We start from the raw sequence: 22636 nt of genomic DNA on the forward strand, positions 1-22636 counted from the left end.
TCAGATCAGCTCCGCCATCGGCAAATGCGAATCCACGAGGTACTGCGGCCTGCCACTGTGATCCGGCAGCGTGACCTTGCTCACGTCGATACCGAGCTGACGGTAAAGGGTGGCAAAAATCTCGCCAAAGGCCACCGGGCGGTCCGCAGGCTCCGCCGCATGCTTATCCGTCGAGCCGATGACCTGACCATGACGCATGCCGCCACAGGCGAGCAGCGCACTATTCACCCGTGGCCAGTGATCACGGCCCGCCTTGGGATTGATCGTCGGTGTGCGACCAAACTCTCCCCAGCAGATCACGCTCACATCTTGATCCATGCCACGCTCATGCAGATCGGTGATCAGCGCCGTGAGCCCTGCATCTAGCAGCGGCAGATCTTCACGGAGCTGGCCAAAATTGTTCGAGTGGTAGTCCCAGCGGCTGAATCCCAGCGTCACCACACGTGCCCCCGCCTCCACCAGCCTGCGAGCCGCCAGAAAGTGACTCGTCAGACGCGGCCCACCATCATCGCGATTGCGATTCTCTCCCTTGCCATAGCGCTCCACGATACGCGGGTCCTCCCGGCTCAAATCGAGTGCATGGAGCAGTTTCGGGCTCGTCAGCACATCCAGCGCCTGCTGGTGAAACACATCCACCCCGCCGATCAACCCACTCGCGTCCATATCACGGCGCAGCGTGTCAAAACTGGCCAGCAGCGCCTTGCGATCATGCAGCCGATCCAGCGAGATGTTTTTCAGTTCCATATCACCCGTGCCGCCCTCACGATTTGGCTGAAAAGGTGCATTCGAGACACCTGTAAAGCCCGCAGCCCCATTATCCGCCCACGGCATGTGCCCCATCTTGGGCGACAGCCCCACAAAGGATGGCATCGAAGGCGTCACACCACCCAATAGCCGCGAAACACAGGCCCCCATCGACGGCCAGCCGCCCGGCGGCTGTTGCTTGGTTGCACGACCCGTCAGGCACTGAAAAGCATCATGTCGCCCCTCCGAGTCATGAATGGAGCGGATCAGCGAGCTGCGATCCATCATCCGCGCCAGACGCGGCAGATGCTCACAGAGCTGGATACCAGGCACATTCGTCGAGATGGGCTTAAACTCGCCCCGAATCTCCGCCGGAGCATCCGGCTTCATATCCCACATATCCTGATGCGGTGGCCCACCGGGCAAAAAGACCATGATGACCGCCTTATGCCTACTGCCAGCCTTTGTCGCAGATTCAGCCCGCAGCAAATCGGTCAAAGACAGCCCACCCATCGCCAATCCCCCCACACGGAGAAAATCACGCCGCGAGACTCCATCACAGAAGCCTTGATGAACCGAAGAAGAACGAATCGAGAGCATACCACCCCAACCTACGGTCACTTTTCCCTCCTCTTGCTCAGGCTCTCGCTCTCTCCCTTGCCCGCACGCGATATTCCACCTGATGCGAACATGCACAGAACACCCGAGAACAACACTGGCAGCAACAGCGGATCGCCGTCACTCCACCGTGAAGATCCAAGCGCATTAAACACGCCCTAACTCGCTTCCAACGTCTGCCAGCGGCGGAGCCAGCCACGGCTGAGAGTTTCGACGAGTTGCTCCACGCGGTCCACCTCGCGGACATGGATGCGCAAGAGAGGGATATTGGTCAGTGCGAAAAGTGCGTTCACGAACATGTCGCGCTCTTTGCGGTCTTTCCGCTCGTGACTGTCATCATCCAATTCAATCCCGAGCATAGGCATCCAGTCGTCATTGCGGCAAATGAGGAAATCGACGTGCTTTTGACTGACCTTGTTGAAACCGGAGAGATCGCCTTTCGCATGCTGAAAGACATCGGCGAGGCGGGGCTTTACCTGAATGCGGCAGCGATGTTGAGAAATCTGCTCCAAGCAGGCATGAAAGCGGGCCTCAGTAGGTGTGAGCAATGCTTTGGGCTTATAATGATGCTCCAGAGCGATTCGGGTATCTGTCAGTGGGGCGATGAGTTTCATTGGAGGGAGGCGGGTTCGCAGGCTAAATTATAGTAATTATAGCCTAAATCACTCCAGGGATAAACAACAGTTTTGCTCCCAAGACGCAGAACGAGATCAGACTCAGAGGGAGCGAGACCGGATGCAGGCGTTCATGGCGATAAAGCAAAAGGGACGCCTCGCGGCGTCCCTTTTGGTGGATGATTGAGATGAATCGCTCTCTCGATTAACGGGAGTAGAGTTCGACGACGAGCTGCTCGTTAGCGATGGGGGCGATTTCTTCGCGCACGGGGACGCGGTTGACGGTGCCCTTCATGGCTTCGCGGTCCACGGTGGTCCAGTCGGCTCCGGGGCTGCCAGCGGTCATTTCGAGGAACTTGCCGACGAGCTGCTGGCTGCGAGGAGCGGCCTTCACTGCGACGACGTCACCAGGCTTGCACTGGAAGCTGGCGATGTTCACGATCTTGCCGTTCACGGTGATGTGGAGGTGAGCGACGAGCTGGCGGGAAGCGAAGCGGGTGTTGGCGAATCCCATGCGGTAGCAGACGTTGTCGAGGCGGAGCTCGAGCATCTGGAGGAGGATTTCACCGGTCACGCCTTTGCGGCGCTGGGCTTCTGCGAAGAAGCGGCGGAATTGTTTTTCAAGCACGCCGTATTGGAAGCGGAGCTTCTGCTTTTCGAGCAAGGCGGTGCCGTATTCGGAGGTCTTGCGGCGGGTGTTGCGTGCGCCGTGCTGTCCAGGGGGGAAGTTGCGGAGTTCGAGTGCTTTGGAGGGGCCGAAAAGCGCGATGCCGAAGCGGCGGGCGATTTTTTCACGAGGTCCAGTGTAACGAGCCATGAGTCAGTAGATAAAAGAGGTGAGTGTGAAAAAATTAGACGCGACGTGCTTGGGGCGGACGGCAGCCGTTGTGGGGGATCGGCGTGGTGTCTTTGATGGTGGTGACTTCGACACCGAGGGCCTGGACGGCACGCACGGCGGATTCACGACCGGAGCCTGGGCCATGGAGACGGACTTCAGCCTCACGGAGGCCGTGACCCATCGCCTGACGGCAGGCATCCTGTGCGACGACCTGGGCGGCGTAGGCGGTGCCTTTACGGCTGCCACGGAAGCCCATTTTACCGGAGGTGGACCAACCGATGACCGCGCCGGTCTTGTCGGTGATGGTGACCATGGTGTTGTTGAAGGAGGAACGCACGTGGACGATGCCGGAGGTGACGTTTTTGCTGCCTTTGGCCTTAACGATCTTGGTGGCCTCGGCACCTTCTCCGCCGATTTCTGCCCAGATGCTCTGGGAGACTTGGCGGTCACCGCTGGTGGGGACTTTATCTGCTCCGGGAGCAGCGACAGGTGCTGCTGGGGCGGCAGCGGGTGCTGCGGCGGCCTCCGGGGCGGCGGGGATTGCTGGGGTAGTTTCGTCAGCCATGGGATGAAATGTGCTTCGCGTTAAGTGTGGAGATTATTTAGAGGCCTTCTGGGCACCGACGGTCTTACGTGGGCCTTTACGGGTACGGGCATTGGTGTGGGTGCGCTGACCACGCACGGGCAGACCACGGCGATGGCGGTGTGCACGGTAGCAGTTGATCCCGAGGATGCGCTTCATGTGCATCTGGATCTCACGACGAAGGTCGCCTTCGATCGGAATTTTGGTGGCCTGGATCGCCTGGGTGATCAGGGCGATCTCATCGTCCGTCAGTGCGCCAGCGCGGATGTTCGGGTCGATTTTGGTCGCCGCGAGCACCTTGCGGCTAAGGGGAAGACCCACACCATAAATGTATGGCAGTGAGTATTCGATTTTTTTGTCGTTCGGGATTTCGACTCCGAGCAGGCGAGGCATGACGTGGGCGTGTGGGTTGTTGTTGGTGGAAAAGGATCAGCCCTGGCGCTGTTTATGGCGCGGGTTTTTGCAGACGACGCGGACGACACCAGCGCGGCGAATGACGCGGCAAAGTTCGCAAAGAGGTTTAACGGAGGTACGGACTCGCATGAGAGGGGGTTCCAGTGGGGGGAATGGATCAGTGACCCCTGCTCCGGGAGCAGGGGGCGTGATGCCTACCACGAAAGAAATTTCACGCAAGCTAGTTTTTCACAGTTTTCCTGTGCGTTTTGAAAAGCCCTTCCCATCATCGCTGCGCATGAAAAACATTCTTTGTTTCGGCGACTCGAATACCTGGGGCTTTGTGCCCGATAGCATCCTCGCCCCCTACCAGCGCCGCTTCCCCCACGATGTGCGGTGGACGGGCATTCTGGCCCGCGAGCTCGGCGCTGGCGTCAAAATCATCGAAGAGGGCCAAAATGGCCGCACCACGGTCCACGATGACCCTTTCGCCGCTGCGCGGAATGCCAAAACCGTGCTGCCATCTATATTAGAGTCCCAAAAGCCGCTCGATCTCGTGATCCTGATGCTGGGCACCAATGACCTGAAGGCCATTTTTGCAGTCTCCCCACCCGAAATCGCCGTGGGGATGAAAATCATCGCCCAGATGATCTTGGCCAGTGATGCCGGTCTGGAGGGCCGCCCCCCTGCCCTACTCATCCTCTGCCCGCCCATCATCGGTGACACCTCTCACTTGCCGGGTGTGACGGAGAAATTCCCCCTCGCTCGCGAAAACAGCCGCAAGCTGCCCCGGCTCTATGATGCCGTGGCCAAGCAACTGGGCTGCCACTTCTTCAATACACAGGACATCATCGAGCCCAGTGCCGCCGATGGCATCCACCTCGATGCGGCTGCCCACAGCACGCTGGGGCTCGCCCTCGCCGCGAAAGTGAAGTCGATCCTCTCTCTCTAATCTCCCCTCATGACCCTGCTGGAAAAGTTTTATCCCGTCCTGAAGCCCTGGCTCTTCCGCATGGATGCCGAGTCCGCGCACTCCCTGACTGTCAAAATGATGGTCATCGGTCACAAACTCGGCTTTGTGCAATCCGTGGCCCCTACACACACGGCAGAGCAGCCCGCATCCATCCAGTGCATGGGCCTGGATTTTGCCAATCGACTCGGACTGGCCGCCGGCATGGATAAATCTGCCAGCGCTGTCGATGCCTGGGCCGCACTCGGCCTGGGCCATGTGGAAGTGGGCACGCTCACACCGCGTCCGCAGCCAGGGAATCCAAAGCCACGCCTCTTCCGCCTACCAGAGCACGATGCGCTGATCAACCGCATGGGCTTTAACAATCCCGGCATCCACAGCGCTGTCACACGCCTGGAAAAGCGCCGCTCCAAGGCCATCGTCGGTGTGAACATCGGTAAAAACTTCGACACCCCGAATGAGGGCGCGGTGAATGATTACCTCTATTGCCTGAAAGTCGCCTACCGCGTCGCTGACTACATCACGGTGAACATCTCCAGCCCGAACACCAAGGGACTCCGCGATCTCCAGGCGGAAGAAGCCGTGCGCCAACTCGTCGCTGCACTGAAAAAGGAGCAAGCCGCCCTCCAGCAAGAACACGGTAAAAAAGTCCCTCTACTCGTCAAAATCGCCCCGGACCTCAACGACCTGCAAATCGAGTCTCTGGCCCGCGTCTTCAATGAGCTGCACCTCGATGGTGTCATCGCCACGAACACCACCATCGACCGCAGCGCCATCACAGGCCACGCCCTAGCCACAGAGACTGGCGGGCTCAGCGGTGCTCCTGTGCGTGAGCGTTCCAGCCTCGTGCTAGAGGCTTTTCGCATGCTGCTGCGTCCAGGCACACCGCTCATCGGCGTCGGCGGCATCACTGCGGGCCCTCACGCCCAGGAAAAGCGCCGCGCCGGAGCTGATCTGGTGCAAATCTATAGCGGCCTCGTCTTCCGTGGCCCCGCACTCATCCGCGAGACCCTCGCCGCCCTCGCCTGAGCATGCCGCAGAGCATCCGGTGAGGAGAAGGGAGCCTTTGGCCCAAAGAACCGGGGCGGATCACTCGATCCGCCCCGGTCCTTTGAAGTGTGTGCCAACAGCCAAGAAGGAACCACTAGGTTTGAGAAACTGGCGACTTAGCAGTCTTGCGACTACTCTTATTGTCTGGAGGTAGTTTCGCACAGTCTGCGGAATGTGTGTCAGGCAGTTGGAAGAGATTTGAAAGGGAATTGTAAAAACAGCCCTTTGGGCTGACTTTTGATCCCTAGTGCTTCTCAGAACTGCTCTAGACTCTCAAAAACACTTCACGCCGCGACCGTCCGTGTAGCAGTCAGACCGACCATTGCTTCCAGCCCTTTCGCGCCTTGCATCCAGGCCGCTTGGTCGTAGGATCGCTGCCCTTTTTCACCCCAAACCCTGAACCAGAACCCCATGAGCACCCCCAAGAACGTCGCAATCGTCGGAGCCACCGGCGCCGTCGGCGTGGAAATGATCCGCTGCCTCGAAGAACGCGCCTTCCCCGTCGCGAAACTGACCCTTCTCGCCTCCGCCCGCAGCGCTGGCAAAAAGCTCAAGTTCAAAGGCCAGGACATCACCATCCAGGAGCTCACGCCAGATTCCTTCCAGGGCATCGACATCGCGCTCTTCAGCGCAGGTGGTGGTATCTCGCGTGATTTTGCCCCGCATGCCGTCAAGGCCGGTGCCGTGGTCGTGGACAATAGCTCCTTCTTCCGCCAGGACCCGAAAGTCCCGCTCGTGGTGCCAGAAATCAATGCCGCCGATGTGAAGGGCCACCAGGGCATCATCGCCAATCCGAACTGCACCACTGCCATCTCGCTGATGGCTCTCTATCCGCTGCATCAGGCCTTTGGCGTGAAGCGCATCTTTGCCAGCAGCTACCAGGCTGTCTCTGGCACTGGAGCACAGGCCATCGAAGAGCTGGCCAATCAATCCCGTGACTGGGCTAGCCAAAACCGCGCCTGGGATGCCGCCAAGCTCGATAACAAGCCCGCCGTGTATCCGCATCAAATCGCCTTCAATGCCATCCCGCAGGTCGATAGCTTCCTCGAAACGGGCTACACCAAGGAAGAGATGAAAATGGAGAACGAAGGCCGCAAAATCATGCATCACCCGGACTTCCGCGCCTCCGTGACCTGCGTGCGCATCCCTGTCTTCCGCGCCCACAGCATCGCCATCACTGCCGAGTTCGAAAAACCCGTGAGCGTCGAGTCCGCACGGGCAGTTTTGGCCAAAGCACCCGGCCTAGACATCATCGACGATCCGGCCAACAAGCAGTATCCGCTCGCCCTCGACATCGCAGGGCGTGATAACTGCGCCGTAGGCCGCCTTCGCATGGACTGCGCTCTGGATAATGGTCTCACCTTCTGGGTCGTCGGCGATCAGCTCCTCAAAGGGGCCGCTCTCAATGCGGTGCAGATCGCTGAGTGCCTGCTGTAAAGCAGCCCTGCATCACACGGCTCGGCATCCGGCATGACTCGCATGGGCATGGGACGAATTCTTGACCCCCTGCCCATTCGTGATTATGCGGACATATCCATGTCCGAAAACGCCCCTGCCCCCGCCACTGCCCCCTCACTCGATTTCATCCGCGAAATGATCGCCGCCGATGTCGCGGCTGGACGCAACGGAGGGCAAATCGTCACACGCTTCCCACCAGAGCCGAATGGCTACCTCCACATCGGCCATGCGAAGAGCATCTGCCTGAATTTCGGCCTCGCGCAGGAGTATGCGCCGCAGGCACGCTGCCACCTGCGCTTTGATGACACCAATCCGACCAAGGAAGAAGTCGAGTATGTCGATAGCATCCAAGAAGATGTGAAGTGGCTCGGCTTTGACTGGGGCACTCATCTTTACTACGCCAGCGACTACTTTGAGAAGCTCTATGAGTTCGCCCAGCAGCTTATCGGCAAAGGATTGGCCTACGTGGATGACCAGACACAGGAGCAGATGCGCCTGAATCGCGGCACTCTGACCACTCCCGGCACGCGTAGCGCCTGCGCAGAGCGCAGCGTGGAGGAAAATCTGACTCTCTTCCGCCGCATGCGTGCTGGCGAGTTCAAGGAGGGCGAGTGCGTGCTGCGGGCCAAGATCGACATGGCATCTCCGAACATGCACATGCGTGACCCGGCCATTTACCGCATCCTCCACGCCCATCATCACCGCACGGGGGACAAATGGTGCATCTACCCGATGTACGACTATGCCCATCCACTCAGTGATGCGCTGGAATCCATCACCCACAGCCTCTGCACGCTGGAGTTTGAGATTCATCGCCCTCTCTACGAATGGCTGATCAACAACGTCGATGGCCTGCCAGGACAGCCCTACCAGCGTGAATTCGCCCGCCTGAATGTGACCTACACCGTCATGAGCAAGCGTAAGCTCCTGCGCCTCGTGAAGGAGAATCTCGTGAGCGGCTGGGATGATCCACGCATGCCGACGATCAGTGGCATGCGTCGCCGTGGCATCACGCCTGCTGCACTGCGCTCCTTTTGCAAAACCGTTGGCCTCACCAAATTCAATTCACTCACCGAGGTGGCGCTGCTCGAGCACGCGATCCGTGAAGGCCTCAACAAAACCGCCCGTCGTGCCTACGGCGTGCTGCGGCCGATCAAGGTGGTGCTGGAAAACTACCCCGCAGACCGCGTCGAGCAGCTGGAGGCTCCGAACAGCCCAGAAGATCCCAGCGCAGGCACACGCCAGATTCCGCTCTGCCGGGAGATTTTCATCGACGCGGAGGATTTCATGGAATTCCCCACCCAGGGCTTTCACCGGCTGAAGCCAGGCGGTGAAGTGCGCTTGAAGTTCGCCTTCTGCATCATCTGCCAGGAAGTGATCAAAGATGCCGCGGGCAACATCACCGAACTACGCTGCACCTATGACGAGACCACTCGCCACGGACAGAAGCCTGAGGGCCGTCCGAAGCCCAAAGGCATCATCCACTGGGTCAGTGCCCGCCACGCCGTGGATGCGCAGGTACGGCTCTATGATCGACTTTTCACCGTCGAGACGCCCGATGCCGATGCTGGCGAGGACGGCGATTTCACGCAGTTTTTGAACCCAGACTCACTGGAGGTCCTTTCCGACGCCAAACTGGAGCCATCGCTGCGAGAGGCTGCTCCGGGCAGCCACTGGCAGTTTGAGCGTGTGGGCTACTTTTTCGTCGATCCGGTCGATTCCAAGCCTGGAGCACCTGTTTTTAACCGAACGGTCACTTTGAAGGACGGCTGGGCAAAGAAGTAAGCCGCACCGCGCAGCTTACTTCGACTCCTTCGCGTATTTTCCCAGGCTTCAGAGATCTTGCCGGTCTTCTCGTCGCCTTTGTGGAAGATGAAGCGGTGGCGCAGCACCAGATGCTCACCTTTTTTCAGCGTGTGGGCACCACTCTATTTTTGAAGCTTCAACTGAGAAAGGCCGAAGGGGTTCGCGGTGAAGAGGCCGTAGGTGCGTGAGTGCCAGGAGGTGGGGAAGCGGAAGCTGCTCGGATGGTTCAGCATCGCGATGCCCAGGTGCTCTCCGCCCACGGGGCCGTGGTAGTCGCACCATTTGGCACGCTTGCCCCAGGTGTCTGCATCGGTCTGGCCTTCGCTATTGATGAGCTTGCCGCCTTCCTTCGCATCCACGCTCATGCTGTGTGGCACGCGGATGCTCAGACCGGCATCTTTTTTATCATCCACCACCACATCGGCCTCAGAGGCGATCAAGTCGATGTCCACGTCAATGACGCGGCTGCCATCATCTTCCACGCGGAAAGTCAGCGTGCGCTCCTCGGTGAGCGTCACTTTGCCCTCAGCATCCACATAGTCGGACAAAGCGGTCAGCACGCCTGTCGCTCCGCCTTGCAGTTGCTTGAAACTCTTGTGCTTGATCGCTCCCAGGTGCTTCAGGCGCTCAGAGCTCTTCGGATTCTCGCCAAAGGTGGCTTTCTCTGCCCAGGTGTCATACCCGCCGATGCTCTCGTGGCCAAAATTCAGCCCGCGATGATGCGGATGATCCTGCTTTTCACCCTCGACGTTCTTCATCGGGTAGGCACGCGTCATTTCCTTGCCCGTGGGGCCAAGGATCGGCCACAGATACGGCTTGTTCGCCTGATCGACGACATACTCAGCAAAAAGCTGCCCATCTACCTTCACCACCGCACCACCAGAGGCGGTCTTTTCGACAGTGAATTCTGCGGCACTGGCCGCGAGGCTGAGAAGCAGGAGGAAGGCAGAAAGGAGGGCGGTGCGTTTCATGGGCGGTGTGAAACGCCCACCGCATGGCATTTCTACATGCAGGCGTGAAAAAGGCCGCACGGAGCCGAAATGACAAAAAGTGATCCAAGTACGCGATTGCGCGGCGTGCAACGATCTGCGACAGAGTCTCAATAGCAGAGCCGTTACCTGCGCCTCCATCTCGTTGATTGCCTGCTCCGATTCCTCTTTCCCCATGTCCCCCATGACACTCGCTCAACTCCCCATCGGCCCTTACGCAAGGGTGCTATCCATGCCTACAGGACGCTCCGCGCTGACACGACTACGGGAAATGGGCATCGTCCCTGGCACGCTCGTCCAAGTCATCCGCAGGGCTCCCTGGGCGAGCCCATTGAGATCAGTGTGCGGGGATCACGCCTTTCCATGCGCAATCACGAAGCGGCTTTCATCGAACTGGAATGAGCAACTCGACCGCTGCATCCGCAGGAGCCGCCTCCGCAGAGGTACCGCTCATCGCCATCGTGGGGAACCCGAACTCGGGCAAGACCACGCTCTTCAATCTGCTCACGGGACTGCGCCAAAAGGTGGCAAACTACCCCGGCGTCACCGTGGAAAAGAAGATCGGTGAATGCTACAGCCAGCACGGCAAAAAACTGCGCCTCATCGACCTGCCGGGTGCTTACAGCCTCAATGCACGCTCCCCAGATGAGGCCGTGCTGCGGGATGTCCTGCTCGGCAGACGCCCAGAGACGCCACGCCCAGACCGCGTCGTCTGCGTGGTCGATGCGGCGAATTTCGAGCGCAATCTCTACCTCGTCTCCCAAGTGCTCGAACTGGGCCTACCGACGATTTTGGTGCTGAATATGGTCGATGTGGCCGAGCAGCGCCAGTGGCGCACAGATGCCGAAAAGCTCAGTCGCCAGCTAGGCATCCCGGTGGTGAAAACACAGGCCGTGAGTGGCCAAGGACTCACCGAGCTGAAAATCGCCCTCAGCCGTGAGCAATCCAGCGTGCCCCACGCAGACAACCCGCTGCGCATCGCCCTACCAGAAGGCGTGCGAGCCGCTCTGGAGCAAAGTCGCGGTCCACTCTGCCAGATGGGTGCCATCCACGCATGCGCCTCACTGCTAGAGCCGCTCTACCTGCTCTCCGACCATGATCCCACGCACTATGGCCTGGGAGATGCGCAGATGACTCACATCCATGAATTGCGCCGCAGCATTGATGCTGCATTCCCTGGCTGGGAGGATGATCTGGTCACCGCCCGCTATCGTGCCATCGAAAAACTCTGCTCCGAGGTGCTGACGCGGCCCGATCAGGAAGTGGACACACTCACTGCCAAGCTCGATCGCGTACTGCTGCATCCCGTCATCGGCATGCTGAATCTCGTCTTCGTCTTTCTACTGCTCGGCTATCTCATCTTCAGCGTCGCCGCCGTGCCCATGGAGTGGATCGACAGTCTCTTTGGCCAAACCGGTGCCTGGGTCGAGTCCCTCATGGCTCCAGGGGATCTGCGTGATCTCATGGTCAATGGTGTCGTCTCCGGCGTCGGTGGCGTGGTCATCTTTTTGCCGCAGATCATGATCCTCTTCTTCTTCATCGGCTTGATGGAGGACACTGGCTACATGGCGCGGCTGGCCTTCATCATGGACTGGCTGATGAGCAAAGTGGGTCTCAATGGGAAGTCGTTTTTGCCCTTCCTCAGCTCCTACGCCTGCGCCGTGCCCGGCGTGATGGCCGCACGCACCATCGACAGCCCCAAGGACCGCCTCGTCACCATCCTCATCGCACCCCTGGCCTCGTGCTCCGCTCGCTTGCCCGTGTACACCTTGCTCATCGGCCTGCTCTTTCCAGCGCAGCCATGGACACAGGCACTGCTGATGACCGGACTCTATGCGCTAGGCACCGGCGGGGCCTTCGTCTTCGCCTGGATCTTTAGCCGCCGCATCATGAAGGGAGCCAGCAGCCCCATGATCCTGGAAATGCCCGCCTACAAGCGGCCCTCACTCCGCTCCATCCTCCTACTCGTTTGGCAGCGTGCCCGTGCCTTCCTCGTCCGTGCAGGCACCATCATCCTCGGCATCTCCATCCTCATCTGGGCCGCATCCACCTACCCGAAGAGCGAAGGCACCGACAAATCCGCCCAGCTCGCCGCCAGCTTCGCAGGCCGTGCGGGCAAGCTCATCGAGCCCGTCATCGAGCCCCTGGGCTATGATTGGAAAATCGGCATCGGCCTCATCGGCAGCTTCGCCGCACGCGAAGTCTTCAATACCACCATGGGCGTCGTCTATGCCGTAGAAAGTGAGGACGCAGACAATCTCGATCCCCTGCGGGACAAACTCGCCGCAGAACGCCGCGCAGATGGCCGCCCTGTCTATACGCCCCTCGTCTGCATCAGCCTGCTCATCTTTTATGTCTTCGCCATGCAGTGCATCAGCACCATCGCCATCGTGCGGCGAGAGACCGGCTCGTGGAAGTGGGCCATGCTCCAGCTCGGCTACATGACTGGCACCGCCTATCTTTTGAGCCTCCTCGTATTCCAGATCGGCACCGCTTTGGGATACTGACCTCCCATTCATCCACCCCACCGCACCCTCAGCATCACCATGGACTGGCAAACCCTCACCGCCCTCGCCATCGTGATCCTCACGGCGGTCATCTTCATCGTTCGTGCCGTGAAAAATCGCCGCAAATCAGGCTGCGGCAGCGGCGGATGTGGCGGCGGCTGCCCCAAGTGACTGCGCCCTGCAAGAGAGTCCCAGGCCGCACGTTCACGCGGCCTTATGATTCGTCTCTTTGCTGCACTCTTTCTCCTGCTCGCCCTCCAAGCCCCTGCGCAGACGCATCCTGATGTGCTCTTCATCGCCGTCGATGATCTCAACGACTGGGTAGGCCACCTCGGCGGCCATCCACAGGCCAAAACACCGAATATCGACCGCCTCGTCGCACGCGGCACCGCATTCACCAACTCCCACTGCGCCGCCCCCGCCTGCAATCCCTCCCGCGCAGCCCTCATGAGTGGCCTACGCCCCTGGGAAACCGGCATCTACACCAATGGCGACCCCGCCCAAGGCGTGCTCAAAGACATCACCACCATCAATCGCCACTTCCTCGCCAGCGGCTACAACACCCGCGGCGGCGGCAAAATCTACCATGGATTCGGCAGTGAAGGCCGTGACGACACCTGGACCGAGTGGGCGGGCCTCTTCCCCACCGTGAACGATCACGATGCCAATCTCAACGGCCTCCAAAGTGGCCATTTCGACTGGGGTGCCATCCAAGCCGCCCCACAGGACATGGGCGACTACAAAGCCACCTCCTGGGCCATCGACCACCTCCAGAAAGCCCCCACCGACCAGCCCCTCTTCCTCGCCCTCGGCTTCATCAAGCCCCACCTCCCCTGGTATGTGCCCCAGCTCTACTATGACCGCTTTCCCCTCGCTGACATCCAGCTCCCCATCACCCGCGAAGACGACCTCGATGATGTACCCGATGCCGGTAAAAAAATGGCCCGCCCCGAAGGCGATCACGCCAAAGTGCTGCAAGGCGACCAATGGAAAAAAGCCGTCCAAGCCTACCTCGCCACCATCTCCTTCCTCGATGACCAAGTAGGCCGCCTGCTCGATGGGCTCGATGCCAGCCCCCGCAAAGACAAAACCATCATCGTCTGGTGGACCGACCACGGATGGCACCTCGGAGAAAAGCAGCACTGGCGGAAATTTGCCCTCTGGGAAAAAGCCACCCGCACCTCCATGGCCATCATCGCCCCCGGCATCACCCAGCCCGGCAGCACCTGTGCCGCACCTGTCGATTACACCCACATCTACCCCACCCTCTGCGAGCTCACCGGACTCCCCACTCCCCTACACGTCAAAGGAGCCTCCCTCATGCCCCTATTGAAAAATCCCGCCGCCACCTGGGACCAATACGCCGTCTGCACCCATGGCAAAGGCAACCACGCCGTTCGCGACAGCCAGTGGCGCTACATCCGCTATGCAGACGGCAGTGAGGAACTCTACGACCACAGCAAAGACCCGCATGAATGGACAAACCTCGCCGCCGAAGTCGGCATGAGCGACATCAAAACCCGCCTCGCCGCCCTTCTGCCCAAAACCGAAATCAAACCCACCTCCGGCAGCAAAGGCAGCAACGGCGACAGCAGCAGCGAAATGCCCAAGAAAGGCAAAGGCAAGAAAGGCAAAGCCAAGTGAGGTAGTTGCAGATCCTCTGGTTTCCGTGCCCTGGGTAGGCCAGGGGGGTTCGGGGTTCTGTACTGGCTCGCCCCCGGCCCGCCCCGCCGGCGCCGGGCCACGGGGGGGGGGGGGGGGGGGGGGGGGGGGTTTGAACGCCTGGGCCTCCAAGGAAAAAACTGGTGTTCACAAATCATGATGACGCGAAGTATAGATAAGCCGCCCCACGCTCCTAGCAGCTTCTCAGCAGCCCTCAGAGTGCCTCGTGCTCACCCTTGCCTACTACAGCGCACGCTTTCGGAGGATGGATGGCAACAGAAGAAGCGTTCCCGCAGTCTTCTGTTGCCGTATAGGTATCCAGCCTGCCCCGATCAATGCTTCAGCAGCCACTCCGTCGTGCGGGGATTGAAGTCGCCCAGGCACTCCCAGTGGAAGGCGTGGCCCGCATTGTCATAGAGATGCAGATCCGCACCAGGGATCGCAGCGGCCACTTCTTTGCCCATCCACTGCGGCGTGAAGGTATCGTCCTTACCGCCGATGACCAGCGTGGGGCACTTCACGTTCTTGAGCTCGTTGAGCGTGTTATGCGTCATCGCGGCGGCGCTTTGGGCCTCCGTCGCATGCACGGGCTGCGGCGCGGCATTGATGGCCGCATCTTTGAGCCCCTGCTGCATGTTGTTCCAGCAGTCGTCATTATCGAACCAGGGCTTGGTGAAAATGAGCATCTGGATCCAGTGCATGAAATCCTCCGGCCGCATGCTCGCCTTGCACTTCATGAGGTGCTGCCAGGTGTAGAGACCGAAGCGGTCCTGCCGTGCCCACGTACACATGAGGATCATGCTCTTCACCTTCTCCGGGTGCCGCAGCGCCAGCTGCTGCGCGATCACTGAGCCCAGCGAGCAGCCCACGACGCGGGCTTGCTTGATGCCCAGCTTGTCCATCAGTCCGGCGTAATCATCCGCCATCATCGCCGTGGTGTAGGGGCCTTCGGGCTTATCCGTCTCACCCACGCCACGATTATCCCCCAGGATGCAGCGGAAGTGCTTCTCCCACGCCTGCGCATGCGCATCCCACACACCGCCAGGGGCCGTCACCCCCATGATGCAGATCAGCGGCTCACCGCTGCCGCGTTCTTGGTAGTACATTTTGATTCCGTTGGTTTCGACGTGGGGCATAAGGAGAAGTTCTTGGTTGGGGGTTCTGAGTGCGTGACTCCTGGCTTTTCGTTCCAGGCTTCACGCATCTCTTCGACAGAAAACAGGGAACCGCATTTTCGACAAGAAAAAACTACCTGCGGGAGTGTGAACTCAGCGCATGATACGCCCACCACATGCCAGCAGCCGCCACCGATCGCCCATCCACCACCACCCCGCCGTGGGAGGCACGGAGGCCGCCCGCACGGCGCGGACTCCTGCGGAAAATGCTCATCATGCTGCTGATCGCAGGCGGCATCGGCTTCCTCGCCTCCGCCCTCCGCCCACGCCCCATCCAGGTAGAGACCGCCCTCGTCCAGGACGGGCCACTCACCGTCTTCGTCAGTGAAGAAGGCCGCACCCGCATCCGCAACCGCCACATCGTCGCCGCCCCCGTCGCTGGCAGCATGCAGCGTGTCACCTTAAAACCCGGCGACACCGTCCAGGCCGGCAAAACCATCCTCACCCGCATCCAGCCCGCACAGCCCGCCCTTTTGGATGATCGCACCCGCGCCACCGCCACCGCCCAAGTCGCCAGCGCAGATGCCGCCCGCAAGCGAGCCCAAGAGGCCCTCGAAGCCAGCCGCACCACCCACAAATTCGCCCAGTCCAACTGGGACCGCGTCCAGCGCACCACCGAAAAAGGCACCCTCAGCGACACCGACCGCGATGAGTTCCACCGCCTCGCAGAGATCAGCCAGCGTGAAGTCCGCGCAGCCGAGTTCGCCCTCCAGGCCGCCGAGTCCGACCATACCCAGGCCCAGGCCGCCCTGCTCCAGTTCACCACCCACGATCCCCACCCTCCCATCCTCGAGATCAAAGCCCCCGTCAGCGGCGTCGTACTCCGCGTCCAGCAAGAAAGCGCCACCATCATCACCCCCGGCACCGCCATCCTCGAAATCGGCGACCCCACAGACCTCGAAGTCGAGGCCGAGATCCTCACCCGCGACGCCGTAGGCATCCTCCCCGGCGCCACCGTCAGCATCGAGCAATGGGGCGGCCCCGAGCCCCTCCCTGGCCGCGTCCGCCGCATCGAGCCCGCCGCCTTCACCAAAGTCTCCGCCCTCGGTGTCGAGGAGCAGCGCGTCCTCGTCCTCAGCGACTTCTCCCCCCCACATCAAACCACCGCCACCCAGCCACTCGGAGACCGCTACCGGGTCGAGGTCCGCGTCGCCGTCTGGAGCACCCCGCGCACCCTCCTCGTCCCCTCCGGTGCCCTCTTCCGTGAGGGCAGCCAGTGGAAAACCTTCATCCTCGCCGCCGACAAAGCCCAGTCCATCATCGTCGAAGCCGGCCGCAGCGACGGCCGCCACACCCAGGTCCTCAGCGGACTCCAGAGCGGCGACCGCGTCCTCATGCACCCGCCCGACTCCGTCAAACACGGCAGCGCCGTCGTCCCGCGTGAAGCACCGTGACCCCAGCCTGGCCCCACCGTCACCAGGACCTCCACCGTCACCGCCAGCACCCCAGCAAAATGACGAAGGCTGCAAAGCAGCCCCACACCCCGCACGTATCCTCCAGCGCCATGAACTACCCTGCCCTGCTCGCCCTCACCGCACTCTCCGCCCTACTCCCTCTCACCCTCACCGCCGCAGATCCCGTCCGCGCATTCATCGACGACACCCAGCCCGGCTTCCGCGACCTCACCGCCGCCGACTTCGCCAAAGTCAACAGCGCCGACGACACCTGGAGCTGGCAGGACGGCACCCTCCACTGCACCGGCAAGCCCGTCAGCGTCCTCCGCACCGTCAAAGAATACCAAAACTTTGAAATCGTCGTCGAATGGAGCCACCAAAAACCGGCTGGAAACTCCGGCGTCTTCGTTTGGGCCACCCCCGCCTCCATCGAGCGCCTCACCACCGCCGGCAAGCCCGGCCTCCCCCAGGGCATCGAGGTCCAAGTCCTCGACCACGGCTACACCGACAAAGTCAAAGCCGCCGGCGGCAAAACCGACTGGTTCGGCACCAACGGCGACGTCTTCCCCGTCGGCGTCAAGCTCACCCCCTTCCCCCCGCTCAGTCCAGACGGCAGCCGCAGCTTCCCCCGCAAGCACCTCGCCAAAGGTCACCCCGAATGGAACCACTACTACATCCGCGCCATCAACGGCGAAGTCCGCCTCTGGGTGAATGGCGAGGAAGTCAGCGGCGGCACCGCCTGCAACCGTCGCCCAAGGTTTCCTCTGCCTCGAAAGCGAAGGCTCCCCCATCCTCTTCCGCAAACTCCGCCTCCGCGAGCTCCCCTGATCCCTCCTCGTCCGTCTCCTCCTCCGCCTCCGCCTCGATCCTGCGGCGTCTTTTTTACCACGGATGAACGGATGGTTTCACCACGGATGGTGTGCGCTTCAAGAGGGCTGCGTTTGGCTCGTAAACTCCCTTGTCATACTCATAGGCTAGCCACCGTCCGGTCTTCATGCTCTTACCGGCGTGAATCTGGCGAGGACTCTCGTCTTCACCGGCACCGAATGACATGTTCCAGTCCACCACTGAACCATCTTTCGGATCTCTGGCACTCCTGGGTGGATCTGCTGCGGCCTTCCAATAGGCTTCATAATAGGCTGCTCGCTCCTTCAGACGGAAATCCTTCTTGTGTCGCTTGCACCAAAAGGTCTCCAAAATGACAGCGGACATATCGTCGGGGTGATGAAACCCGAGCTTATTCATGTGCTGCGCCAACGGCCCACCGCCCCAAAGCCCCCAACCGTTCCGCATACCCATGCCGGGTCCGAAATGATACTTGATCATCTCACCTTCGGTCTTCATCGCGTCAATTTTCACAAGCTCCTTCTTCGGAAGCAACTTCTCCAACTGCTGGTGCGCTTCCTCTAAAGACTTCGGAGGCAGAGCCTGCGCTGCTTTTGCCTTCTCTTTGGCAGGCTGCTTTGCAAGTGCGTCCTTCTTCTCATCGGCACACAATTGGCTGCCGACGGCTAGAAGCAGAATGAGAGTGGCGATGCGCTTCATAAGTCGGGCGAGACTTTATCGCTGCGGCCCAGCCTGTGCAAGCAGGTTGGAAACGCAGCGCAACTGTTTGAAAAAGGCGTGGTCGCGGGCTGCTTCTGGCGAAATCTATCCGGACGTTCGGGGCGGGCACGAGCAGTCCCCATCGTATGAACAGAGAAGTATTTGGATTTGAGATGAGCGACACGTCAGCGTCGGATTAGCGGTTTCAAAATCCCAAAACCCATGGCGCAAAGCATCGCTGCGTGGATCGAATTGCACCCACAGGCTCCCACGCAGCGTTTAGCGCACGTCCTTGCTCGCTTGCTCCGAATGGCGCATGAGAGCCGGACTCGAATGCCGCACTAAAAAACGCCTCGCTGAAACCTTGTTCACATCCGCTGCGTTTATTCACAGCCGGGGAGCACCCGAAACACACCATATCTTGTTTCGTATACCTTAAGGAAGCCCAAGATAGGGGAAAATAACCCCTTGTCGCTTGCGGCTACTCGCTCGCCCGTGGTTCACTCCACCCCAGCACCTCTGACTTTTCACGTCTCACCTTTCACGCACCGACCGCGCCATGTACCTCAAAAGCCTCACCCTTCACGGCTTCAAGTCCTTCGCAGACAAGACCCACTTTGAATTCCACAGCGGCGTCACCGGCATCGTCGGGCCGAACGGCTGCGGCAAATCCAACGTGGTCGATGCCATCCGCTGGGTGCTCGGAGAAACTTCCGCCAAAGCCCTCCGTGGCGATGAAATGGCCGATGTTATCTTCAATGGCACCGACAAGCGCAAACCCGTGGGCATGGCCGAAGTCACTCTAACCATGGCTGACTGCGAAAAGTCCCTGAATGTCGATTTCAACGAAGTCGCCATCACCCGCCGCGTCTTCCGTGATGGACGCGGCGAATACCGCCTCAACAACACCGTCTGCCGCCTCAAAGACATCCACGATCTCATCGCAGGCACCGGCATCGGCCGCGCTGCCTACTCCATCATGGCCCAGGGCCAGATCGACATGCTCCTGAGCTCTAAGCCAGAAGATCGCCGCACCGTCTTTGAAGAAGCCGCTGGCATCACCAAATTCAAATCGCAGAAAAAAGAAGCCCTGCGCAAACTCGAATACACCGAGGCCAATCTCCTCCGCGTGGCCGACATCATCGCCGAAGTAAAGCGCCAGATGGGCACCCTCCAGCGCCAAGCCGCCAAAGCACGCCGCTACCAGACTCTCCTCGAGGACACACGCCTCCTCGATACCCACCTCGCTCACAAGCAGTACACCGAATTCTCCGGCGAGAAATCCGAGAGCGAGAACCAACTGCGCATGCTCGCCAATCAGCTCGAAGAAACGCAGCGCAAACTCCAAACCGCCGAAGCAGAGGCCGCCCAAACCCGTGAGGCCTACCACTCCCTCGAAAGCCAGATCAGCCAGGCACGCCAGCAGGCCCAGGAGCTCCGCTCCCAGATGCAGAGTGCAGAAGGCCGCATCGGCTTCAATCGTGAGCGCAGTGAGGACCTAGAGGCCCGCATCCGCCAGAACGAAGAGCAAATGGCCGCCAACGAGGAACTGCTCGATCAAACCCGCCGCGACCTCACCAGCGCCGATGAGCAACTCAACTCCATCCGGGAAAACATCGCCACCCGCCAGCAGGCCGTCAATGAACACGGCAGCCAGCACCAGAACCTCATGCCCGAGCGCAATCGGCTCGACAGCGACCGCCGCAGCATCCGCGAGTCCATCCGCCTGTTTGAGGGTCAAATGGCCTCCGGTGAAGCCCGCGCACAGTCCCTGACCGCCCAGATGGCCGCAGACCGTCAGCGTCATGAATCCCTGGCCCATGATCGCCAAACGGCGGCCCAGGCCCGCGAAGCCAGCCAGATCGAATTCGATGATCTCCAGCGCCAAATCGCCGAACTCGAGCACACCCGCGACGAGCTCGATGAAAAGGCCAAAACCTGCGCCCGCGACATCATCGAGCGCCGCCGCCAGCGCGATGCGATGAACAATGAGCTCAATGAGCTCCAGCGCAGCCTCACCCAGCGCAAATCACGCCTGGAAGTCATCGAGCAGCTCCTGCAAAAAGGTGAAGGCCTCTCCGCAGGCACTCAAAAAGTCCTCCCCGGCCTCGATAACCCAGAAATCTACTCCACCGGCGTCCGTGGCCTCCTCGCCTCCAGCATCGAAGTCACCGACACTGCCTTCATCCCCGCCATCGAGGCCGCGCTCAAAGATCACCTCCAGGCCGTCCTTCTCACCGAAAGCGAGCTCGCCGCCCAGATCGTCCAGCGCCTCGCAGATCAGCGCATGGGCCGTGCAGCACTCTTCCCACAGGATTTCATCAATCTGCGCTCCCAGGCAGATCGTGAGCTCCTACCCGGAGGAGCCCTAGCCTGGGCCACCGATAAAGTCCGCGTCAAAAACGGCGTCCAGAGCCTCATCGACCACCTTTTGCACAATGTCGTCATCGCTGAGGATCTGCACACCGCCATGCGCCTGAAGCGCCAGCTCCCACACCTCGCCATCTCCACCCTGAAGGGCGAGTTCATCAGTGCAGATGGCATCATCTACGGCGGTGCCTCCAAAGATGAAGAAAGCTCCACCCTCCGCCGCGAGGCAGAAGTGAAACAACTCCGCACTGAGGTCGAATCCTTCGATCTCCAGTACCAGGAGAAAGAAAACGCCGTCAAAGATGCCACCGCACAGCTCGACGACATGCAGCTTGAGGAACTCAGCCTCCGTGAGCAATCCCAGCGTGCACGCGAAGGCTTCTCCGCACTCCAGGGCAAAATGTCCGTCGTCCAGCGTGCCCTCCAGCAAGCCAGCGCCAAGCTCGAAAGCATCGAATGGGACCAAAACCAGATCTCCGAGCGTATCGGCGGCAGTGAAAACATCATCGCCCAACTCCGCGATGCCGCCAACATGGTCATCGAGCAGCTCGAAGGCTCCCGCGTCCGTGAAAATGAACTCGAACTCGAAATGGAGTCCTTCCTCCGTCGCGAGCTCGAATCCAGCGAGCGACTCAACGAACTCCGCACCGCTCTCGCCCTCGAGCAAAGCGCCCTCGGCAGCATCGAACGCCAAAAACACCCCTCGGTGCTCGCATGCAGGAGCTCGCCGCCGCCATCCGCCGCTTCGATGAAGAAATCGCCACCTGGCGAGTCCGCATCCAGCAGAGCGAAGCAGAAAACGCACGCTACGCCGAGCAGATCGAGTCCCAGCGCGGCACTATCGCCGCCATCGAAGAACATCTCCAATCCAAGACCGAAGAACGCGCAGGCCTCTTTGAGCAAGTAAGCGCACTCGAAGCCCAGCTCACCCAGCTACGCCAAAGCCACAACGGCCTCAATCAGAGCCGCAGCCGCGCAGAAGTCGCACTCACCCGCGTCGATCTCCGCCTCGAAAACCTCATCAATCAAGTCCAAGAGCGCTACAGCTTCCACATCAGCGCCTTTGAGCCAGATTATCACGTCCTCATGCTCACCATCGAGGAGCAGAAGAAAAACCGCAGCCGCGGCAAAAAAGCCGCCAGTGCCGCTGCGGATGATGCTGATAAAGCAGACTCATCTGAGGAGCACTCCGACGCTAGCGAGTCCGCCACAGCCCCCGAGGAATCCGAGACCTACATCCCCGCCATCTCCAACCGCGACGATGAAGATGTCTCCATCGAAGACGTCGTCATCCCGGACGAACAGGCTGAGCCGGATTGGGCCTTCGTCATGGAAGTCGTCTATGAGCTGCGTCAGAAGCTCGAAGGCATCGGCCCCGTCAATCTGGATGCCATCCAGGAATTCGAAGAACTCGAAGAGCGCCACCGCTTCCTCGAAACCCAGCACGGCGACCTCGTTAAAGGCAAAGAAGAGCTCCTCCAAGTCATCGCCAAGATCAATGAGACCACCAAGCTCATGTTCAGCGAGACCTTCACCGCCGTCCGCAACTACTTCCAAAACAACTTCAAAGAACTCTTCGGCCCGCAGGCCAAGGCCGACCTCATGCTCGTGGACGAAGCCGATCCGCTCGAATCCGGCATTGAGATCATCGCCAAGCCGCCTGGCAAGAAGCTGCAAACCATCAGCCTCCTCTCCGGTGGCGAGCGCAGCATGACCGCCGTCGCCCTGCTCTTCTCCATCTACCAGGTCAAGCCATCCCCCTTCTGCGTTCTCGATGAGTTGGACGCCCCGCTGGATGAAACCAACATCGGTCGCTTCCTCAAGATGCTCGATAATTTCATCGACAACTCCCAGTTCATCATCGTCACCCACAACAAGCGCACCATGAGCCGCGCCGATGTGATCTATGGCGTGACCATG

At 60.3% G+C, this 22636-nt stretch carries 18 protein-coding genes and 2 pseudogenes; 11 read left to right on the top strand and 9 right to left on the bottom strand.

All coding sequences use genetic code 11. From position 1 onward, the window contains the following. The 6 genes from IPK32_03285 to rpmJ form a co-directional block, all read right to left on the bottom strand. Positions 1–1344 (bottom strand): DUF1501 domain-containing protein, encoded by a 1344-nt coding sequence (locus IPK32_03285; GenBank protein ID MBK8091034.1) that lies wholly within the window; start codon positions 1342–1344, stop codon positions 1–3. A gap of 176 nt (positions 1345–1520) precedes the next feature. Further along, entirely contained in the window at positions 1521–1976 is a 456-nt protein-coding gene (locus IPK32_03290; protein ID MBK8091035.1) for a DUF2726 domain-containing protein, read from the bottom strand. 205 nt (positions 1977–2181) lie between these two features. Next, positions 2182–2793: a 30S ribosomal protein S4 gene (rpsD, locus tag IPK32_03295; GenBank protein ID MBK8091036.1), complete on the bottom strand. Its 612-nt coding sequence runs from the start codon at positions 2791–2793 to the stop codon at positions 2182–2184. A 34-nt stretch (positions 2794–2827) separates the two neighbouring features. Further along, a complete protein-coding gene (gene rpsK, locus IPK32_03300; GenBank protein MBK8091037.1) occupies positions 2828–3379 on the bottom strand; it encodes a 30S ribosomal protein S11 in 552 nt (183 codons plus the stop codon). A gap of 33 nt (positions 3380–3412) precedes the next feature. Continuing rightward, a complete protein-coding gene (gene rpsM, locus IPK32_03305; GenBank protein MBK8091038.1) occupies positions 3413–3790 on the bottom strand; it encodes a 30S ribosomal protein S13 in 378 nt (125 codons plus the stop codon). A 36-nt stretch (positions 3791–3826) separates the two neighbouring features. After that, complete coding sequence (gene rpmJ, locus IPK32_03310) at positions 3827–3940, bottom strand: 50S ribosomal protein L36 (GenBank protein ID MBK8091039.1); 114 nt, start codon at positions 3938–3940, stop codon at positions 3827–3829. Positions 3941–4088: 148 nt separating this feature from the next. Here rpmJ and IPK32_03315 point away from each other — a divergent pair, with 148 nt between their 5' ends. The 4 genes from IPK32_03315 to IPK32_03330 all read left to right on the top strand — a co-directional run bounded on the left by IPK32_03315 (position 4089) and on the right by IPK32_03330 (position 9053). Further along, positions 4089–4742, top strand: coding sequence for an SGNH/GDSL hydrolase family protein (locus tag IPK32_03315; GenBank protein MBK8091040.1), 654 nt, complete (start codon positions 4089–4091; stop codon positions 4740–4742). Positions 4743–4751: 9 nt separating this feature from the next. Continuing rightward, positions 4752–5789 carry a quinone-dependent dihydroorotate dehydrogenase gene (locus tag IPK32_03320; GenBank protein MBK8091041.1) on the top strand — a complete coding sequence of 346 codons (1038 nt, stop codon included), beginning with the start codon at positions 4752–4754 and terminating at the stop codon, positions 5787–5789. A 432-nt stretch (positions 5790–6221) separates the two neighbouring features. After that, positions 6222–7247, top strand: coding sequence for an aspartate-semialdehyde dehydrogenase (locus IPK32_03325; GenBank protein ID MBK8091042.1), 1026 nt, complete (start codon positions 6222–6224; stop codon positions 7245–7247). A gap of 99 nt (positions 7248–7346) precedes the next feature. Further along, entirely contained in the window at positions 7347–9053 is a 1707-nt protein-coding gene (locus IPK32_03330; protein ID MBK8091043.1) for a glutamine--tRNA ligase/YqeY domain fusion protein, read from the top strand. A 143-nt stretch (positions 9054–9196) separates the two neighbouring features. Here the strand turns inward: IPK32_03330 and IPK32_03335 are convergent, their stop codons facing one another. Beyond that, the gene (locus tag IPK32_03335) at positions 9197–10045 is read right to left on the bottom strand and encodes a PmoA family protein (protein ID MBK8091044.1); all 849 of its coding nucleotides are present in this window, start codon (positions 10043–10045) and stop codon (positions 9197–9199) included. A 193-nt stretch (positions 10046–10238) separates the two neighbouring features. Here IPK32_03335 and IPK32_03340 point away from each other — a divergent pair. From IPK32_03340 to IPK32_03355, 4 genes and pseudogenes are all read left to right on the top strand, one after another. Continuing rightward, positions 10239–10465, top strand: a pseudogene (locus IPK32_03340) (ferrous iron transport protein A). Further along, a complete protein-coding gene (gene feoB / locus IPK32_03345; GenBank protein MBK8091045.1) occupies positions 10462–12570 on the top strand; it encodes a ferrous iron transport protein B in 2109 nt (702 codons plus the stop codon). The pseudogene IPK32_03340 and the gene feoB overlap by 4 nt, the downstream one beginning before the upstream one ends. A 39-nt stretch (positions 12571–12609) precedes the next feature. Further along, the gene (locus IPK32_03350) at positions 12610–12741 is read left to right on the top strand and encodes a FeoB-associated Cys-rich membrane protein (GenBank protein MBK8091046.1); all 132 of its coding nucleotides are present in this window, start codon (positions 12610–12612) and stop codon (positions 12739–12741) included. Positions 12742–12786: 45 nt separating this feature from the next. After that, entirely contained in the window at positions 12787–14214 is a 1428-nt protein-coding gene (locus IPK32_03355) for a sulfatase (protein MBK8091047.1), read from the top strand. Between the two features lie 350 nt (positions 14215–14564). Here the strand turns inward: IPK32_03355 and IPK32_03360 are convergent, their stop codons facing one another. Beyond that, positions 14565–15368, bottom strand: a complete 804-nt coding sequence (locus IPK32_03360; GenBank protein ID MBK8091048.1) for an alpha/beta hydrolase — start codon at positions 15366–15368, stop codon at positions 14565–14567. A gap of 155 nt (positions 15369–15523) precedes the next feature. On the opposite strand from IPK32_03360, the gene IPK32_03365 reads away from it, so the two are divergent. Continuing rightward, positions 15524–16801: an HlyD family efflux transporter periplasmic adaptor subunit gene (locus IPK32_03365; GenBank protein MBK8091049.1), complete on the top strand. Its 1278-nt coding sequence runs from the start codon at positions 15524–15526 to the stop codon at positions 16799–16801. Positions 16802–16911: 110 nt separating this feature from the next. Continuing rightward, a pseudogene (locus tag IPK32_03370) lies at positions 16912–17629 on the top strand (DUF1080 domain-containing protein). 54 nt (positions 17630–17683) lie between these two features. Here the strand turns inward: IPK32_03370 and IPK32_03375 are convergent. Continuing rightward, positions 17684–18346 (bottom strand): hypothetical protein, encoded by a 663-nt coding sequence (locus IPK32_03375; GenBank protein MBK8091050.1) that lies wholly within the window; start codon positions 18344–18346, stop codon positions 17684–17686. Between the two features lie 559 nt (positions 18347–18905). Here IPK32_03375 and smc point away from each other — a divergent pair. After that, complete coding sequence (gene smc, locus IPK32_03380; protein ID MBK8091051.1) at positions 18906–21623, top strand: chromosome segregation protein SMC; 2718 nt, start codon at positions 18906–18908, stop codon at positions 21621–21623. The last annotated feature ends 1013 nt before the right edge of the window (positions 21624–22636 follow it).

The organism is Verrucomicrobiaceae bacterium (assembly GCA_016713035.1).
In the GTDB taxonomy this organism is placed as follows: domain Bacteria; phylum Verrucomicrobiota; class Verrucomicrobiia; order Verrucomicrobiales; family Verrucomicrobiaceae; genus Prosthecobacter.

Bases quoted from the DNA above. Each gene is read 5' to 3' on its own strand.
- IPK32_03285 (MBK8091034.1), bottom strand. From the start codon at position 1,344: ATGCTCTCGATTCGTTCTTCTTCGGTTCATCAAGGCTTCTGTGATGGA.
- IPK32_03290 (MBK8091035.1), bottom strand. From the start codon at position 1,976: ATGAAACTCATCGCCCCACTGACAGATACCCGAATCGCTCTGGAGCAT.
- rpsD (MBK8091036.1), bottom strand. From the start codon at position 2,793: ATGGCTCGTTACACTGGACCTCGTGAAAAAATCGCCCGCCGCTTCGGC.
- rpsK (MBK8091037.1), bottom strand. From the start codon at position 3,379: ATGGCTGACGAAACTACCCCAGCAATCCCCGCCGCCCCGGAGGCCGCC.
- rpsM (MBK8091038.1), bottom strand. From the start codon at position 3,790: ATGCCTCGCCTGCTCGGAGTCGAAATCCCGAACGACAAAAAAATCGAA.
- rpmJ (MBK8091039.1), bottom strand. From the start codon at position 3,940: ATGCGAGTCCGTACCTCCGTTAAACCTCTTTGCGAACTTTGCCGCGTC.
- IPK32_03315 (MBK8091040.1), top strand. From the start codon at position 4,089: ATGAAAAACATTCTTTGTTTCGGCGACTCGAATACCTGGGGCTTTGTG.
- IPK32_03320 (MBK8091041.1), top strand. From the start codon at position 4,752: ATGACCCTGCTGGAAAAGTTTTATCCCGTCCTGAAGCCCTGGCTCTTC.
- IPK32_03325 (MBK8091042.1), top strand. From the start codon at position 6,222: ATGAGCACCCCCAAGAACGTCGCAATCGTCGGAGCCACCGGCGCCGTC.
- IPK32_03330 (MBK8091043.1), top strand. From the start codon at position 7,347: ATGTCCGAAAACGCCCCTGCCCCCGCCACTGCCCCCTCACTCGATTTC.
- IPK32_03335 (MBK8091044.1), bottom strand. From the start codon at position 10,045: ATGAAACGCACCGCCCTCCTTTCTGCCTTCCTCCTGCTTCTCAGCCTC.
- feoB (MBK8091045.1), top strand. From the start codon at position 10,462: ATGAGCAACTCGACCGCTGCATCCGCAGGAGCCGCCTCCGCAGAGGTA.
- IPK32_03350 (MBK8091046.1), top strand. From the start codon at position 12,610: ATGGACTGGCAAACCCTCACCGCCCTCGCCATCGTGATCCTCACGGCG.
- IPK32_03355 (MBK8091047.1), top strand. From the start codon at position 12,787: ATGATTCGTCTCTTTGCTGCACTCTTTCTCCTGCTCGCCCTCCAAGCC.
- IPK32_03360 (MBK8091048.1), bottom strand. From the start codon at position 15,368: ATGCCCCACGTCGAAACCAACGGAATCAAAATGTACTACCAAGAACGC.
- IPK32_03365 (MBK8091049.1), top strand. From the start codon at position 15,524: ATGCCAGCAGCCGCCACCGATCGCCCATCCACCACCACCCCGCCGTGG.
- IPK32_03375 (MBK8091050.1), bottom strand. From the start codon at position 18,346: ATGAAGCGCATCGCCACTCTCATTCTGCTTCTAGCCGTCGGCAGCCAA.
- smc (MBK8091051.1), top strand. From the start codon at position 18,906: ATGTACCTCAAAAGCCTCACCCTTCACGGCTTCAAGTCCTTCGCAGAC.